The organism is Burkholderia sp. BCC0398 (assembly GCF_902833245.1).
GTDB classification, from domain to species: domain Bacteria; phylum Pseudomonadota; class Gammaproteobacteria; order Burkholderiales; family Burkholderiaceae; genus Burkholderia; species Burkholderia sola.
The window spans coordinates 101931-118421 of record NZ_CADFEM010000005.1; the positions used below are offsets into that span (position 1 = coordinate 101931).

The 16491-nt window shown below is 65.2% G+C and carries 15 protein-coding genes and 1 pseudogene; 13 read left to right on the top strand and 3 right to left on the bottom strand.

The window, feature by feature from the left end; translation table 11 throughout:
- The first annotated feature begins 293 nt into the window (after positions 1-293).
- Together HWX76_RS12305 and HWX76_RS12310 are read left to right on the top strand one after the other, a co-directional pair.
- Entirely contained in the window at positions 294-1964 is a 1671-nt protein-coding gene (locus HWX76_RS12305) for an electron transfer flavoprotein-ubiquinone oxidoreductase (protein ID WP_176015858.1), read from the top strand.
- A gap of 224 nt (positions 1965-2188) precedes the next feature.
- Positions 2189-2881, top strand: a complete 693-nt coding sequence (locus tag HWX76_RS12310; protein ID WP_085966541.1) for an alpha/beta hydrolase — start codon at positions 2189-2191, stop codon at positions 2879-2881.
- 559 nt (positions 2882-3440) lie between these two features.
- Here the strand turns inward: HWX76_RS12310 and HWX76_RS12315 are convergent.
- Entirely contained in the window at positions 3441-3731 is a 291-nt protein-coding gene (locus HWX76_RS12315) for a hypothetical protein (protein ID WP_124630039.1), read from the bottom strand.
- A gap of 24 nt (positions 3732-3755) precedes the next feature.
- On the opposite strand from HWX76_RS12315, the gene HWX76_RS12320 reads away from it, so the two are divergent.
- The 10 genes and pseudogenes from HWX76_RS12320 to HWX76_RS12365 all read left to right on the top strand — a co-directional run bounded on the left by HWX76_RS12320 (position 3756) and on the right by HWX76_RS12365 (position 13530).
- Entirely contained in the window at positions 3756-4169 is a 414-nt protein-coding gene (locus tag HWX76_RS12320; RefSeq protein ID WP_050016574.1) for a DoxX family protein, read from the top strand.
- A gap of 198 nt (positions 4170-4367) precedes the next feature.
- Positions 4368-5305 (top strand): annotated as a pseudogene (locus tag HWX76_RS12325) (SDR family oxidoreductase).
- Between the two features lie 331 nt (positions 5306-5636).
- The gene (locus HWX76_RS12330) at positions 5637-6497 is read left to right on the top strand and encodes a transporter substrate-binding domain-containing protein (RefSeq protein WP_050016577.1); all 861 of its coding nucleotides are present in this window, start codon (positions 5637-5639) and stop codon (positions 6495-6497) included.
- A 93-nt stretch (positions 6498-6590) separates the two neighbouring features.
- Positions 6591-7313, top strand: a complete 723-nt coding sequence (locus HWX76_RS12335; RefSeq protein ID WP_050016578.1) for an ABC transporter permease subunit — start codon at positions 6591-6593, stop codon at positions 7311-7313.
- Positions 7314-7325: 12 nt separating this feature from the next.
- On the top strand, positions 7326-8072 hold the full coding sequence (locus HWX76_RS12340; RefSeq protein WP_050016580.1) for an ABC transporter permease subunit: 747 nt from the start codon (positions 7326-7328) through the stop codon (positions 8070-8072).
- Positions 8073-8099: 27 nt separating this feature from the next.
- Positions 8100-8891 carry an ATP-binding cassette domain-containing protein gene (locus HWX76_RS12345; protein ID WP_050016582.1) on the top strand — a complete coding sequence of 264 codons (792 nt, stop codon included), beginning with the start codon at positions 8100-8102 and terminating at the stop codon, positions 8889-8891.
- 7 nt (positions 8892-8898) lie between these two features.
- Positions 8899-10392, top strand: a complete 1494-nt coding sequence (gene hutH / locus HWX76_RS12350) for a histidine ammonia-lyase (RefSeq protein WP_050016584.1) — start codon at positions 8899-8901, stop codon at positions 10390-10392.
- 50 nt (positions 10393-10442) lie between these two features.
- On the top strand, positions 10443-11198 hold the full coding sequence (hutC, locus tag HWX76_RS12355; RefSeq protein ID WP_124555139.1) for a histidine utilization repressor: 756 nt from the start codon (positions 10443-10445) through the stop codon (positions 11196-11198).
- Positions 11199-11525: 327 nt separating this feature from the next.
- Entirely contained in the window at positions 11526-12875 is a 1350-nt protein-coding gene (locus tag HWX76_RS12360; RefSeq protein ID WP_176015859.1) for a reverse transcriptase family protein, read from the top strand.
- 325 nt (positions 12876-13200) lie between these two features.
- On the top strand, positions 13201-13530 hold the full coding sequence (locus tag HWX76_RS12365) for an H-NS histone family protein (RefSeq protein WP_050016590.1): 330 nt from the start codon (positions 13201-13203) through the stop codon (positions 13528-13530).
- Between the two features lie 209 nt (positions 13531-13739).
- On the opposite strand, the gene HWX76_RS12370 is transcribed toward HWX76_RS12365, so the two are convergent.
- The gene (locus HWX76_RS12370) at positions 13740-14720 is read right to left on the bottom strand and encodes a helix-turn-helix domain-containing GNAT family N-acetyltransferase (RefSeq protein WP_176015860.1); all 981 of its coding nucleotides are present in this window, start codon (positions 14718-14720) and stop codon (positions 13740-13742) included.
- A gap of 206 nt (positions 14721-14926) precedes the next feature.
- Positions 14927-15979 (bottom strand): RNA-guided endonuclease TnpB family protein, encoded by a 1053-nt coding sequence (locus tag HWX76_RS12375; RefSeq protein ID WP_060733338.1) that lies wholly within the window; start codon positions 15977-15979, stop codon positions 14927-14929.
- Between the two features lie 89 nt (positions 15980-16068).
- Between HWX76_RS12375 and HWX76_RS12380 the strand changes: the two genes are divergently transcribed.
- Positions 16069-16446: a sugar ABC transporter ATPase gene (locus HWX76_RS12380; protein ID WP_124630194.1), complete on the top strand. Its 378-nt coding sequence runs from the start codon at positions 16069-16071 to the stop codon at positions 16444-16446.
- Positions 16447-16491: the final 45 nt, after the last annotated feature.

The following is a 16491-nucleotide window of genomic DNA, read 5'->3' on the forward strand; positions in this document are numbered from 1 at the left end:
GAGCGGATAGCTCATCCTGATTGACTGCAGGGCCGGCAACGCGGTTGGCGTCGGCATGTTCGGGTATTGCGAAGCGCACCGTTCTGAGCCGGCGACAACCATGTGAACATACCCGACCGCGCAGTGCCGTTGTTACACCTTCGATCGTTCATATTGTTACACGACATTCATTTATGTATACTTGGCGCTGTCAAGTGCGGGAGACGCTGAACGCGATCCCGTCTTGATCGCGCCCTCGAAGGGCGAGAGTCCGACGAGCATGGCGACGTTACGGAGCCGAGGAGACATTGGGGATGGCGGAAGAGAATCACCGAGGGCATGGCCCGCGTGAATCGATGGAATACGACGTCGTGATCGTCGGCGGCGGCCCCGCCGGGCTGTCGGCGGCGATCCGGCTCAAGCAGCTGGCCGCCGAGAAAGGCACCGAGATCGGCGTGTGCGTGCTCGAGAAGGGTTCCGAGATCGGCGCGCACATCCTGTCGGGCGCGGTGATGGACCCGCGCGCGATCAACGAACTGTTCCCCGACTGGAAGGAACGCGGCGCGCCGCTCGACGTCGAGGTGACGGAAGACCGCTTCCTGTTTTTGTCCGAGAAGAGCGCGGTCACGACGCCGAACTGGGCGCTGCCCGCCAACTTCCAGAATCACGGCAACTACGTGATTTCGCTGGGCAACGTCACGCGCTGGCTTGGGGCACAGGCCGAGGCGTTGGGTGTCGAGATCTTCCCCGGCTTCCCCGCTGCCGAGATTCTCTATAACGACGACGGCTCGGTGAAGGGTGTCGCGACCGGCAACATGGGCGTGGGCAAGGACGGCGAGCCGACCGAGAACTTCCAGCTCGGCATGGAGCTGCACGCGAAGTACACGTTGTTCGCCGAAGGCTGCCGCGGCCACCTCGGCCGCCAGCTGATCTCGAAGTTCAAGCTCGACGCGAACGCCGATCCGCAGGCCTACGGGATCGGCATCAAGGAACTGTGGGAAATCGACCCGGCCAAGCACAAGCCGGGCCTCGTGATCCACACGGCCGGCTGGCCGCTGAAGTCGGATACGTACGGCGGCTCGTTCCTGTATCACATGGACAACAACCAGGTCGTGGTCGGCTTCGTGGTGGGCCTCGGCTACACGAACCCGTACCTGTCGCCGTTCGAGGAATTCCAGCGCTACAAGACGCATCCGTCGATCCGCGCGTTCCTGGAGGGCGGCAAGCGCGTGTCGTACGGCGCGCGTGCGATCACGGCCGGCGGGCTGCTGTCGCTGCCGAAGACGGTGTTCCCGGGCGGCGCGCTGATCGGCGACGACGCGGGCTTCCTGAACGCCTCGCGGATCAAGGGCAGTCATGCGGCGATCAAGACCGGCATGCTGGCCGCCGACGCCGCGTTCGACGCGGTGCAGGCCGGCCGCCAGTCGGACGAGCTGAACGCGTACCCGGATGCCTTCAAGCAGTCGTGGCTGTACACGGAGCTGTACCGCGCGCGCAACTTCAAGCAGTGGATGGCGAAGGGCCTGTACCTCGGCACGCTGATGGTCGGGCTCGAGCAGAAGGTGATGGGCGGCAACGTGCCGTGGACGCTGCACCACAAGCATGCGGATCACGAGATGCTGAAGCCGGCGTCGCAATGCGAGCCGATCGAGTATCCGAAGCCGGACGGCAAGCTGACGTTCGACCGTCTGTCGTCGGTGTTCATCTCGAACACGAACCACGAGGAGAACCAGCCGGCGCACCTGACGCTGAAGGATGCGAGCGTGCCGGTGAACGTGAACCTGCGCACCTACGCGGGGCCGGAGGGGCGCTTCTGCCCGGCGGCCGTGTACGAGTTCGTGCAGAACGACGACGGCAGCGATCGCCTGGTGATCAACGCGCAGAACTGCGTGCACTGCAAGACCTGCGACATCAAGGACCCGACGCAGAACATCGTGTGGGTCACGCCGGAAGGCGGCGGCGGGCCGAATTACCCGAACATGTGAGCGGTGCCAGATGAGTCGCGAAGGCGAGAATCAGTATGAAATTACCGCGTCATACCAGGAGCCAGATGTCCTGACGCCAGCTGAATAAAGATGTCGAGAACCTCATCGGTTTTGGATAATCACCGGTAGTCGGTCGGAAGATCGTCTTCACCGGGCGTCGTATAGAAGGAAGGCGCGTGAATCGCGAAAAGATAGCACCCGAGCTAAGGAACCTGGTGCGCTGGATGCCGCCTTTGCCGTACGGGAACGCAGGCGGAAGATGGCTCATTCGAAATCTGTCCCGGTTTGGCGGACGGACTGGATTCGAGGGAGGAACGCTCGAACTCATCCGCGTAGGCAGCTTGAATTTGCGGGTCTATCGGCCTGACCATTACGCCTGCGGCGCTGCGCTCGTCTGGATTCATGGCGGTGGCTACGTCGTGGGTGCGCCAGCTCAGGACCACGCACGTTGCACTGCGGTTTGCCGAGAGTTGGGCATCGTCGTCGTCTCCGTGGGCTACAGACTGGCTCCAGGGCATCCTTATCCAGCCGCATTGGATGATTGCATGTCCGCATGGCAGTGGCTCCTTGCCGCGGCGCAGAGGCTCGGAGTCGATCCCGCTCGAATCGCGATAGGAGGGCAAAGTGCCGGCGGCGGACTGGCCGCGGCGCTGGTACAACGGTTGTGCGATACGGCTGGGCCCGTCCCGAAGGCGCAATGGCTGTTCTGCCCCATGCTCGACGACAGAACCGCCGCGCGACGGGAACTGGACGGCATCAAGCATCCAATCTGGAACAATCGCCAGAACGCTATCGGCTGGCAGTCGGCAAACTCGGTCGGGTCAATCTATTGCTGGCATATTCGCAAACGCCGTCGATTGCTGAGGCCTTTCACGACAGTCTTAGAGGTGAATTGGAGGAGAGTGGTCACTGTCTAGCGCCGGCCGGCAGTCGATCTTGCGAGCCGGAATGGGACGCCACGAGAAGAGACAGTTGTTCTTTGCTCGTCGAGTACACGTCACGGTCTGAGTTCGATAGAGTGATCCCATTCAAAACTAAGACCTCCTGCTCCGTATCGATGTGTCGTAAGTTCAAGGTTCTTCGGGTGGTCGCATTTCGAGACACAAACATTGCAAGTTTCGGGCTCAGCGCAACAAAACCATCTTGATGGATGTCACGGGACAACTTTTGTTTGCAAACGCGAACGTGTAGTCCATGTTTTATTGCGAAAAACAACGGAAGCCGTTGATTTTACTGGAGGTCTCGAACCATCTTCTCTTGGCTGCAGGTGATCCGAGCGTCAAACATGAAGGCGAAGCACCTCGTCAGCAGGTTGAGTCAGTCAATGGGGTTGGTTTGATGTCAAAAAAACATCTAATAATTACAATGATTTAGTCGTATGAGAACAGATTTATTTCTCATTGTGGGTGTCCGCGACTAGTGCTCGGACCAATATTCATTGTCTTAAAATGCAAGCTCAGATTTATTTGCTTCAGATTAGATTTTATTTGAGATGAACCAGCAGACGTCGTGTGACGGATCGATCCTCGCCGATTGTCCACTAATTCGAGACGGCGAATCACGTATTGGCATATTGATGATTTCGGGCGTGACAGTAGACTGCACCCGTGCTTCGCCAGAACCGGTCCGGAGCGTGCCGCCGGTCGCGGCGCCACCGGACGGATTCTTCGGTGGCAGGCCAGATGGCTTGCCGTCCGATTGCGCGAAGAGCGATCCGTTGCCGCGATCGCGCGCCGATTCGGCGCGCAGCGGCACCGGACGCATCAAACCGTCAATTCAAGGGTGATTGCTATGCGTTACGTTTCGCTGGAGTCGAAGAAGGACGAGCTGCTGCTGGCCGCTCGCGTGCTGATGATGATCCTGTTCGTGCTGTTCGGCTGGCAGAAGCTGACCGGTTTCTCGGGCACGGTCGCGTACATGGCGTCGACCGGCAACCCGGCGCCCGAGCTGGCGGCCGCGATCGCGGTGGCGGTCGAGCTGGTGGGCGGCGTGCTGATCGCGATCGGCTTCTATACGCGTCCGCTTGCGCTGGCGTTCGCCGCCTATACGCTCGCGACCGCGCTGATCGGCCATCGCTACTGGGCGCTGCAGGGAATGGAGCAGTACATGGCGATGATCAACTTCTACAAGAACGTGAGCATCGTCGGCGGGCTGCTGTTGCTCGCGTTGAGCGGGCCGGGGCGGTATTCGGTCGACCGGAAGTAACGCAGGGCGACATTTCCGTTCGGTATCGGGAGCCCGGCGCGCGCGAGCGCGCCGGGTTTTGCCTTTTCGGGCGACGGAGAGATCGGTGCATATGTTCGCGACCGGATGCGAGCCAGTAGACCGAAGCGTTGCGCGGCGATCGTTCCTGCGATTCAATAGGCTCGATAATCCATTCGTTTCCCGTGATTGATCGCACCGATGCCAAACCCCTCTCCGTCGACCCTGCACAAAACCATCCTCCTCATCGGCGCCTCCGGCCTGCTCGGCCGCGCGGTTGCGGCCTCCCTGACTCGCGAATCGTCGCTGACGCTGCTGGCAACCATCCGGAACCCGCAAACCGCCGGCGCGAAACTGCTCGCGTTGCCGCCGGAAAACGTCGCCGAGCTCGACGTTCTCGATCAGCCGTCCCTAGAACGCGTTTTCGAAACTCACCGACCGGCAGCGGTGATTCTCTGCGCCGCCGAACGCCGCCCCGACGTCTGCGAACGCAACCCGGCCGCCGCCCGCGCCATCAACGTCACCGCACCGGCCCGCGTCGGCGCGCTTGCCGCGCGATACGGCGCATGGACGCTCGGCATCTCGACCGACTACGTCTTCGACGGCAAGGCAGCCCCCTACGGCGAGGACGCCGCCCCGAACCCGCTGAACATCTACGGCCGCACCAAACTGGAAGGCGAGGCCGCGCTGCTGGCCGCCTCGCCGCTGTCGTGCGTGCTGCGCCTGCCGCTGCTCTTCGGCCCGATCGCCGACTGGAGCGAATCGGCCGTCACGAGCCTCGTGCCGGCCGTCGTCGCGTCGGCGCGGCCGGGCGCCGACGCGGTCGGCATGGACGCATGGGCGATCCGTTACCCGACCTACACGCCCGACGTTGCGCAGGTCATCCGCGACCTGACGCTGCGCCATCTCGCGGGTGAATCCGTCACGGGCATTCGCCATTGGTCGAGCGAGGAGCCGATGACGAAGTACGACATCGCGCAGCGAATCGCGGCCGCGCTCGGCATCGACGCGTCGCTCGCGCCGATCGCCCAGCCGACCGACGCGACGCCGCGCCCGTACGCGCGCTCGGGATCGATTACGCGACGCCGTTCGATACTGCGTTGCGGTCCGTGCTGCGCGATGCGCCGCAGGCGCGGTAGGGTCGGCGTCCTTCACGGCTCACGATACCTCGCCGACATCCACCCGCCGATCCTCAGACGTGTTTCCCGGTCGAGCGCAGCGGCGATCGAATTCAAAATTTGTCTAGTCATCCTTGAGATTCGATCAGTCGAATTGCACCAAACATGTGCCGGATTTCCCCGCAACGATGCACGCTAGACCCTTGAAATTAGGGGATTTCCCGCGTTTCCGCGGTTTTTATTGACCACGGCTTGCTTCGCTGTTTTTCTTCTTGCATGCTTGTATAGACAAATTCCTGAGGCGGCTTGCTGCACCGAAGGGATGGCGAACCTCAACGCAAGGAGAAATCTCGTGAACGGCAAGCGCATCAAGTGGGCAATCAGGACGATCGGCGTCATCGCGGCTGCGGCGGCCACTCTGGCGGCACCGGTACAGGCCAAGGAATGGAAGACGGTGACGGTCGCGCTCGAAGGCGGCTACGCGCCGTGGAACCTCACGCTGCCGGGCGGCAAGCTCGGCGGTTTCGAACCGGAACTGCTCGCCAACGTGTGCGAGCGGATCAAGGTGCAGTGCAACATGGTCGCGCAGGACTGGGACGGGATGATCCCCGGCCTGCAGGCCGGCAAGTTCGATATCCTGATGGATGCGATTTCCATCACGCCGGAGCGCGAAAAGATCCTGCTGTTCTCGCGTCCGTATGCGGCAACGCCGGCGACGTTCGCCGTCACCGATACGAAGATCCTGCCGAAGGCCGCGCCCGGCGCGCCGATCGTCAAGCTGACGGGCGACGCCAACGCGGACAAGCCGACCGTCGACACGTTGCGCAAGCAGCTGAAGGGCAAGACGATCGGTATCCAGTCGGGCACCGTCTACACGAAATTCATCAACGACAGCTTCAAGGACATCGCGTCGATCCGCGTGTACAAGACGTCGCCCGAACGCGATCTCGATCTGGTCGCGGGGCGCATCGATGCATCGTTCGACGACGTCACGTACTACGCGGCGAACAACGCGAAGAAGGACAACGCATCGATCGTGCTCGCGGGGCCGAAGCTCGGCGGCCCGATCTGGGGGCCGGGCGAGGGGCTCGCGTTTCGCAAGCAGGATGCCGACCTGAAGACGAAGTTCGATACGGCGATCGCCGCGGCGCTCGCGGACGGCACCGTGAAGAAGCTCGCCGACAAGTGGTTCAAGACCGACGTCACGCCGTAAGCGCACGTTCGGTCGCCGCCGCGTAAGGTCGTCGAACGACGCGCGGCGGCATGCATTCAGCCGGATTCACTCAACGCATGCAGGGAGGCACGCATGGAGATTCTTGAAATGCTCGGCTTCGGTACCGAAGGCTGGGGTGGTGTGCTGCTTCTCGCCGCATTGATGACGGTCGCGCTGACGCTCGCGGCGCTCGCGGTCGGCGCGGTGATCGGCGCGGCGATCGCGGCGGCGAAGCTGTCGCGCTACCGCACCCTGCGCCTGCTCGGCGATCTGTATACGACGGTATTTCGCGGCGTGCCCGAACTGCTCGTCATCTATCTGTTCTACTTCGGCGGCTCGACGCTCGTGACGGCCGTCGGCCAGTGGTTCGGCGCGGAAGGCTTCATCGGCGTGCCGCCGTTCGTGATCGGCGCGCTCGCGGTCGGGATGATCTCTGGCGCCTATCAGGCGGAGGTCTATCGCGCGGCGGTGCTCGCGGTGTCGAAGGGCGAACTCGAAGCGGCGCGCTCGATCGGCATGCCGCGCAGCATGGTGCTGCGGCGCATCCTGGTGCCGCAGGTGCTGCGCTTCGCGCTGCCCGGCATCGGCAACGTGTGGCAACTGAGCCTGAAGGACTCCGCACTGATCTCGGTCACCGGTCTCGCCGAGCTGCTCCGCACGAGCCAGATCGCCGCCAATTCGACGCACCAGTACTTCGTGTTCTTCGTCGCGGGCGGTGCGCTCTATCTGCTGATGACGGGCTTGTCGAACCGCGTGTTCAACCGGGCGGAAGCGATCGTCGGCCGGTCGTTCCGCCGCAATTTCGCGCGCAACTGACGGAGAACGGGCATGTCCATCGATTTCGCATTTCTCGTCGATACGCTGCGTCAGCTGCTCGCGGCCGTACCGACCACGCTCGGCCTGTTCTTCGCATCGCTCGTGCTCGGCGGCCTACTGTCGCTCGTGATCGTCACGATGCGCGTGTCGCCGAGCTGGCTGCCGAACCGCTTCGCGCGCGCCTACATCCTGGTGTTTCGCGGCTCGCCGCTGCTGATCCAGATGTTCCTCGTGTATTACGGGCTCGGCCAGTTCGGCGTGATCCGCGACAGCTTCATGTGGCCGGTGCTGCGCGAGCCGTACGTCTGCGCGGTGCTGTCGCTGGCGCTGTGCACGGCCGGCTATACGGCCGAAATCCTGCGCGGCGGGTTGATGGCCGTACCGGTCGGGCAGATCGAGGCCGGCTATTCGATCGGCCTGTCGGGCTTCGCGCTGCTGCGGCGCGTGATCGGTCCGATCGCGCTGCGCCAGTGCCTGCCCGCGTACTCGACCGAGGCCGTGCTGCTCGTCAAGTCGACCGCGCTGGCGAGCCTCGTCACGGTGTGGGAAGTGACGGGCGTCGCGCAGCAGATCATTCAGCAAACCTACCGGACGACCGAGGTGTTCGTCTGCGCGGCCCTCATCTATCTGGGCCTGAACTTCATCGTCGTGCGCCTGCTCGGCGCGCTCGAATGGCGGCTCTCCGGGCACCTGCGTGCGCCGAAGCCGTCCGGTGCGTCCGCCGCGGCGGCGCGCAATCCTCAGCGCGCCGCCTCCTGAGCGCCCCGTCCTTTCAAAGAGAATCCGATGAACACCACTGCTCCCGTTGCGCTGTCGGTCAGAAACATCCACAAGTCGTTCGGCGATCATCACGTGTTGAAGGGCATTTCGCTCGACGCGCACGAGGGTGACGTCATCTCGATCCTCGGCGCGAGCGGATCGGGCAAGAGCACGTTCCTGCGCTGCCTGAACCTGCTCGAGACGCCCGACGACGGCTCCGTCGCGCTCGCGGGCGAAGAGCTGGCGATGAAGCGCGCGCGCGACGGCAAGCTGCATCCGAGCGACCGGCGCCAGGTCGACCGGATTCGCTCGCAGCTCGGGATGGTGTTTCAGAACTTCAACCTGTGGTCGCACATGACGGTGCTCGACAACCTCGTCGAGGGGCCGCTGCGCGTGCAGAAGCGCAGTCGCGCGGAAGCGGTGGAGGAGGCCGAGGCGCTGCTCGCACGCGTCGGCCTCGCGGACAAGCGCGGCTACTATCCCGCACACCTGTCGGGCGGCCAGCAGCAACGCGTCGCGATTGCCCGCGCGCTGGCGATGCATCCGAAGGTGATGCTGTTCGACGAACCGACGTCGGCGCTCGACCCGGAGCTGGTCGGCGAGGTGCTGCGCGTGATGCGCTCGCTCGCGGAAGAGGGGCGCACGATGCTGGTCGTCACGCATGAAATGGGTTTCGCGCGCCACGTGTCGAATCGCGTGATGTTCCTGCATCAGGGCGAGGTCGATACGGACGGGACGCCCAATGAAGTGTTCGGCGGGCAGACCTCCGAGCGCTTCCGGCAATTCGTGTCGAGCCACCACGACCGCACCACGAACTGAGGCTGCCATGACCGTATTCCGTGCGGCGCAGCCGCTTGACTGGCGGCAGGTGGCGGCGGTGGCGGCCGGCGAGCCGCTGGCGTTGGCCGACGATGCGCGCGCGCGGGTCGTGGCCGCTCGCGAACTCGTCGACGAGATCGTCGCGCGCGGGATTCGCGCCTATGGCGTCAATACCGGCGTCGGCGCGCTGTGCGACGTGATCGTATCGCCGGCCCAGCAGAGCACGCTGTCGCACAACATCCTGATGAGTCATGCGGTAGGCGTCGGCATGCCGCTCGGCGCGGCCGAAACGCGCGCGATCATCGCGGCCGCGATCAACAACTATGCGCACGGGCATTCGGGTGTCCGGGCCGACGTCGTCGAACAGCTCGTCGCGCTGCTGGAGCACGATTGCCTGCCCGAAGTGCCGGCGCACGGCTCGGTCGGGTACCTGACCCACATGGCGCACGTCGCGCTCGTCTGCGTCGGGCACGGCCACGCGCGCCATCGCGGCGAACGCGTGCGCGGCGACGAGGCGCTGCGGCGCATCGGCCGCGAACCGCTCGTCCTCGGTGCGAAGGAGGGGTTGAGCCTCGTCAACGGGACGCCGTGCGTCACGGGGCTGGCCGCGCTCGCGCTGGTTCGCGCCGAACGGTTGCTCGACTGGGCCGACTGGATCGCGGCGATGAGTTTCGAGAACCTCGGCGGGCAGCTCGCCGCATTCGATCCGGCTTCGCTCGCGCTGCGGATTTCGCCCGGTATCGGGCAGGTCGGCGCCCGTTTGCGTGCATTGCTGGCGGACAGCGGCATGCTCGTCGCGGCGAGCGGCCGGCATACGCAGGATCCGCTCAGCCTGCGCACGATTCCGCACGTGCACGGCGCGGCGCGCGACGTGTTCGACGTCACGGCGGAGGTCGTCGATCGCGAACTCGCGTCCGTCACCGACAATCCGATCGTCGCCGGCACGCGGGAGGCGCCGGCCGTGCATTCGCAGGCGCATGCGGTCGGCGCGGGCATCGCGCTCGCGATGGACAGCCTCGCGGCGGCGATGGCCCAGGTCGCGGCGATCGCGGAGCGGCGTCTCGACCGGCTCGTGAATCCGCTCGTCAGCGGGCTGCCGGCGTTTCTTGCCGCGCCGGGCGGCAGTTGCTCGGGGTTCATGATCGCGCAGTACACGGCGGTCGCGCTGGTCGCGCAGAATCAGCGGCTTGCCGCGCCGGCGAGCCTCGACGGCGGTATCACGTCGGGGCTGCAGGAAGATCACCTGTGTCACGCGACGCCGGCCGCGCTGAAGGCGCTCGACATCATCGAGAATACGACGCGCGTGCTCGCGATCGAGCTGCTGGCCGCCGCGCAGGCGTACGACCTGCAGCCGGCCGAAACGGCGCGGGCCGCATCGACGGACGCGCTGTGGCGGCAGGTGCGCGAACGCGTGCCGGCATATCACGACGACCGGCCGCTCGCGGACGATATCGCGATCGCGGCCGGCATCGTCGCCGGTGCGCCGCCGTCGTTGCAGTGACGACGGTCGAGGACGGGCCGATCACCCCACATTCATCCGGTCGAGGGCGCATGAGCGAAACGGAACGCAGACTTTCCGCACGGCCTGCGAAGGCGTCGGTCGACACCGTACCGGCGCGGGCGCTGCCGGCCTATCAGCAGATCAAGCGCTACGTCGTCGAGCGGATCGCGAAGGGCGACTGGAAGCCCGGCGCCGCGATCCCGACCGAGGCGGAACTGGTCAAGGAATTCGGCGTGGCCCGGATGACGGTGTCGCGCGCGCTGCGCGAACTGACGGCCGAGCGCGTGCTGACGCGCATCCAGGGCGCCGGCACGTTCGTCGAGCGCCGGCATTACGAATCGACGGTGCTGGAGATCCGCAACATCGCGGACGAGATCGCCGAGCGCGGCCATCGGCACAGTGCGCGCGTGCTGATGATCGAGCGCAGCGTCGACCCGGATGCGATCGACGCGCTCGGACTGCGCGCCGGGCCCGTGTTTCATTCGCGGATCGTGCATTACGAGGAGGACGAACCGATCCAGTTCGAGGATCGCTACGTCAATCCGGCCTTGTTTCCCGCGTATCTGGAGCAGGACTTCACGATCGAGACGCCGAACCATTACATGGTGCGACTGGCGCCGATCCAGCGTGCGGAGTTCCAGATCTACGCGGAGAAGCCCAATGCGCAGGTGCGCCGGCATCTCGTGATGGAAATCGGTGAACCGTGTCTGCTGTTGCGACGCCGGACGTGGGTCGGCGAGCAGGTCGCCACGTCGGTCAGGCTGTGGCATCCGGCGTCGCGGTTTCATCTGGCGGGCAACATGTAGGGAAGCAGGGTGGCGCTGGGCGGAGCGGGCCGTTTGCCGCTTCGGCCAGCGCGTCGGGAAATCGGGCGACCGCATCGCGATGCCGCCGCGCATCGCGCGTCGTCCGGCTCGATTTGACACCTGGCGTCGTCGCCGATTAAAGTCGCGACGCGGGGCGGCGGGTCAAGCACACGCCCGGAACAGGCAGCCGATGTTCCAGGACTACGGGGCTACCCCGTGGATCAGATCGATACGCCGATGCGTCGCAAGTGCGCATGTTGCGCGTTGCGCAACGACTGCACTCGCAGTACCAGCCACGTTGGCTCATCGTCCCGCCCCTCTTCGTCCATGCACTCATCCCTGCGCGACACCACCCGTACGATTGCCGACGCGATGCTCGCCGGTTCGCCTGAGCGCGACGGCGTCGTCGCGCGGATGGCGGCCGTGCTCGGCGACGCGCCGCCGTGGACGTACGAATGCGCGGACGTCGCGCTCGTCCGCTTCGCCGCGAACTGGGCCGATACCGACACCGACGTGCTCGCGGCGGTCCTTGCCGACGCGCCCGCGTTCGTGCGTGCATGGTATGGCGACCGTCGGCCGGCGGTGATTCGCATCGTGCGGCGCCCGCTGGTCCAGCGACCGCCGCCGGCGCCGCTCGCCGGCTGCGACGTGCCGCAATGGCCGACGCCCGGCGATCTCGCCGGCTGGCTCGGCATCAGCACGCCGGCACTCGACTGGCTGTCCGATCATTGGCGCGTCGACGCGCGCGGCAGCGCCACGCCGCTGCATCACTACACGTACGTCCCGGTCGACAAGCGCAGCGGCGGGTGCCGCCTCGTCGAAATCCCGAAAGGGCGGCTGCGCGAAGCGCAGCGCCGCATCCTGCACGAGCTGCTCGATCGCATCGCGCCGCATGGCGCGGTACACGGTTTTCGCAAGGGGCACGGGATCGTGTCGTTCGCGGCGCCGCATGCGGATCGCGACGTCGTCGTGCGCTTCGACCTCGCGGATTTCTTCGTGTCGGTGCGCGCCGCGCGCGTCCATGCGCTGTTCGCGACGCTCGGGTATCCGGCCGAAGTCGCGCGCACGCTCACCGGGCTGTGCACCAATCGCGTGCCGTCGGCACGGCTGCTCGCGCCGGACCTGCGCGACCGGTTCGACTGGATCGGCCGCCAGCGCTATCGCGAACGGCATCTGCCGCAGGGTGCGCCGACGTCGCCGGCGCTCGCGAACCTGTGCGCGTTCCGGTTCGACATGCGGCTCGCCGCGCTCGCGCGTTCGCTCGATGCGACCTACACGCGCTATGCGGACGATCTTGCGTTTTCCGGCGGCGATGTGCTGGCGCGCGACGTCGAGCGGCTGCAAATCCGGGTCGCCGCGATCGCATTCGAGGAAGGCTTCGCGCTGCAATTGCGCAAGACGCGCGTGATGCCGCGCGGCACGCGGCAGCAACTGGCCGGCGTGGTCGTCAACCGCCATCCGAACCTGGCGCGCGACGCGTTCGATCGCCTGAAGGCCATCCTGACCAACTGCATCCGGCATGGCCCGGCGTCGCAGAATCGCGACGCGCATCCGGATTTTCGCGCGCATCTGGCCGGACGCGTCGCGCATGCGACCGCGCTGAATGCGGCGCGCGGCGCGAAGCTGCGCACGCTGTTCGACCGGATCGCATGGGACGCCGGCAGCGAAAACCGCTGAACCGTCGGGCCCGAATCGACTCCGGTCAGCGACTTCTGCAACACGACGCCGCGCACTGCTATCATTCGCGCCATGCCGCGCCCGTGTCAGGGGCGGCGAATCACTTGCCGCCGCCGTTCGTCCCGTGCATGCGTACGCGGCGTGCCGCCCGTTGCCGGCCTGGTCCTGCCTGTCAGTGACGCACGACGTCGTTTGGTGCGCGTCGCGCAAATCATGCCGGCTCAGGTGGACGATTCACCGATTTGACAGCCCCTATAGGCGGAACTTCGTGGTAGGTTCGGCCATCGGAGCTTTTTGCAAAAACATGCCCAAAGAGGATGAATACATGACCCAGGCCCTGCAGGAACTCGAAGCACAACTTCGGGACCTGAACATCAAGCTGTCAGAGGCGAAGCAGAAGGAGAAGCAAGCCGCGCTCGCGGCCTTCAAGGAACAGGTCGAACTGTTGGGAATTTCGCAGCAGGAAGTGCTGAGCGCGCTCGGCTACATCGTCCAGCGCAAGCGCAAGGCGCCTGCCAAGTACTACGATCCGTCGACCGGCCGCTCATGGTCCGGGCGCGGCCCGCGGCCGAAATGGCTCGAAGGCAAGGATCTCGACACGCTCGCCGTCGACCGCGAGGCGAGGACCTGGTGGCCGGGCGACGATCAGGGCTGAAGCCCGCCGCGCCGCAAGGCCATCCGGCGCCGGCCGGTTCGCGCAGGCGGGCCGGCCGGCTGTCTTTCATTCGGTGTCCGGCCTGATCGCGACATCGCCGGCCTCGCCGCCGTACCGGATCGACGTTTTCTCCTTTCCTTTTCCGTTTCCGCGCATTGCCCGCCGTTTCGCGTCCGCCGTCCGGCCAGCTGCGATCACGTCCGCCGATCTCAACCGCCAGCCGGCCCCGGCCGGCTGAAGCGCTGCTCGACCACTTCGGTTCCCCACTGCGTGCCCGCGGATTCGCTCGTCAGCGCAAAGCCGAACGACTCGTATAGATGACGTGCGGCATCGAGCCCCTTGAAGGTCCACAGGTAGGTCTCGCGAAACCGGTGCTCGTCGACGAAACGCATCGCCAGCGTCATCAGCCGACGCCCGACGCCCGAGCCGCGCAACGCGTCGTTGACGATGAACCAGCGCAGGTGCGCGACGCCCGTCGCCGGGTCGCCGTCGATCGCGAGCGACGCGAGCGTCCGGCCGTCTTCCTCGCACAGCCAGAGCGCCTTGCCGTCGGCCGGCAGCGCGCCCGCGAAGGCGGCCAACTCGGTCGCCACCCGCTGTTCGAAGAACGCGCCGAAACCCCAGTGCTCCGCATAGAAGCGTGCATGCAGGCTCGCGATATCGCCGATGCAGCCCGGCCGATAGCCTTCGCGAATCGACGGCGCATCGGCGGGCGCGACGCTCGCCCTGGCCGCGTTGTCCTGCGCGAGCGCATCGGCATACAGCGCGAGCGAACGCAGCAGCGCCTGCTGGTCGGCCGGAATCATGCGGCGCAGCGCATTCGACACCTGATCGGTCGCGAACGTGTCGATTCTTTTTTGGAGCTTTTTGCCTTCGGCGGTCAGGTACAGCTCGATCGCACGCGCATCCTCGGTCGACACGCGCCGCTCCACGATACCGGCCGCTTCGAGCCGCGCGAGTTGCCGGCTCGTGTTCGATTTGTCGAGCCGCAGGATGGCGCCGAGATCCTTCGCGTTGATGCCGGGCGCCATCCCGATCTCGATGATCGCATGCACGGCCGACGGCGCCCAGTCGCTGTCGGCCAGCGTCGCGCGCATGAAGCCGAGCTCGCGCACCAGTTTGCGCGAAAAGTCGCGCAGCTCCAGGATGGTTGCGTCGCGCGGCTTGGCCGGTGCGTCGATGAGGTCCATGGTTTGCTCCCGAACGGTTGCGTATCGCAATCAATAATAGTTGCGGATCGCAACTTGAGCAAGGCGATTTTCACGTGGATCGGTTGTTTCGACGCGGCGAAGTGGCCGCATACTGGGCGGCGCGGGCCGACCTGCGAACAGGGGTGTCGATCGACCCACGATCGACGACCGCGGACCACGGAGATCACGTTGACGTTTTCCTCTCCCTAAAGGGAGAGGATTCCCACACCTGGCGATGCACGTCCGCATCGGAGAATGTTCAGCGCAGCGTTGATATCACGATCATGTTCGACACCACAGTCACTGCAGGTCCATTCTCTTATTCTCAGTCCCGCGATACCTTTCGGCCGCGTCGTGCTGTCTTTCGACCCGCACGCCGAACAGGACTGGGTCGAACCGCTTTCGTCCACTTCCTCGAACGTGGCTCCGTGCGCGATCGCTTTGTAGCGGAGCTTGTTCCGGAAGGACGACCAGGACGCGTCGTAGACGCTTTTTGCCATCCTGGTTCTGGCAAGTTTGACGGCCGACACGTTGCCGACCGCGATGTAATCGAACCGCCGCACCAGATCGAGCGCGAGCTTGTGTTGAAAATCGGCACGGGCATTCGCGACCTTGGCGTGCAGCTTCGCGATATGCCGCTTGTGCTTTCGCGCCCGTTGCGCTTTCGCCAGCTTTTCCGCCGCTCGTCGACCGAACTGGTCATTGGGCAGTTTCTCGCCGGTCGAAAGTGTGGCGAAGTCTTTCAGGCCGAGATCGATGCCGACGCCGGAACGGATCGGACGAGCCTGAACATCCGGCATCTCGATCACGATGTTCAAGAACCAATTGCCGCGCGCATCCTGCGCAAAGTTGGTTCCATCCTTGATCTTGCCTTCGGGAAGCGGTCGGCTGTTGAACACGCGGAAGGTGTTGCCGGCAAAGCGAAACGCGTCGCCTTCGCGCTTCAGGTCGCGGCCCTTCAGCGGCACCCAGCCCAGCGATTTCCTGCCGCGATAGCGCAGGTAGGGCCGACGGTACTGACTGCGCGACTTCGCATATTGCTCGCACGTCGCGTTGACCGTGCCGGAGTGGATGCCGAGTTCCTTGCTGCTGCCAGTCGTCAGCACGTTCAGATCGAATCCTGTCGGCCACTTCTTGCCCCACTTGAGCGCGTGCTTCTGCGTGTCATTGCAGAAGTTCCAGACGTAGTTCACCGCACGGCTCTGCTTGTTGAGCAGTCCGTTGAGCGACTTCACGCGGTAGCGGTAGACAAGGATCATGCAAGTGATCCTAACCCGTGGAAGAAGCTGCCTGTCAACTGCACTCCTTTCCTCCCCGTCCTGAAGGACGGGGTTTCTCGGAGCAACTGATGAACAAGCTGCTGCCGATGACGATCGCGTTGCTTGCCGGGAGCGGCATCGGGGCGGTGCCGCTCCACGCGGCCGGCACCATGGACGCGCTGCCATGCAGCGCCGCGCATGCGGCGGACCCGGGCGGCGGGAACGCCGCGATGCCGGACACGTCGGTCCGCAGCTTCTCGACCGCCGGCTGTTCGGGCGCGGTGTTGCAGGGAGACCGCGCCACCGCGACGGTCAACGGCGACAGGGTCGAGTTGCGCGACGGCGTCGTCTATGTGAACGGCCGGTCCTATGGCGCGGTCACGCCCGCGCAGACGGTCGAATACGAGGTCGCGCGCGACCGGCGCACGTTGAAGGTCGACGGGAAAATCCGCACGCCGCTGCGCTGATGCGTACCGATTCGGTAGGCGGCAACCGCGACGTGCGATGCGGTT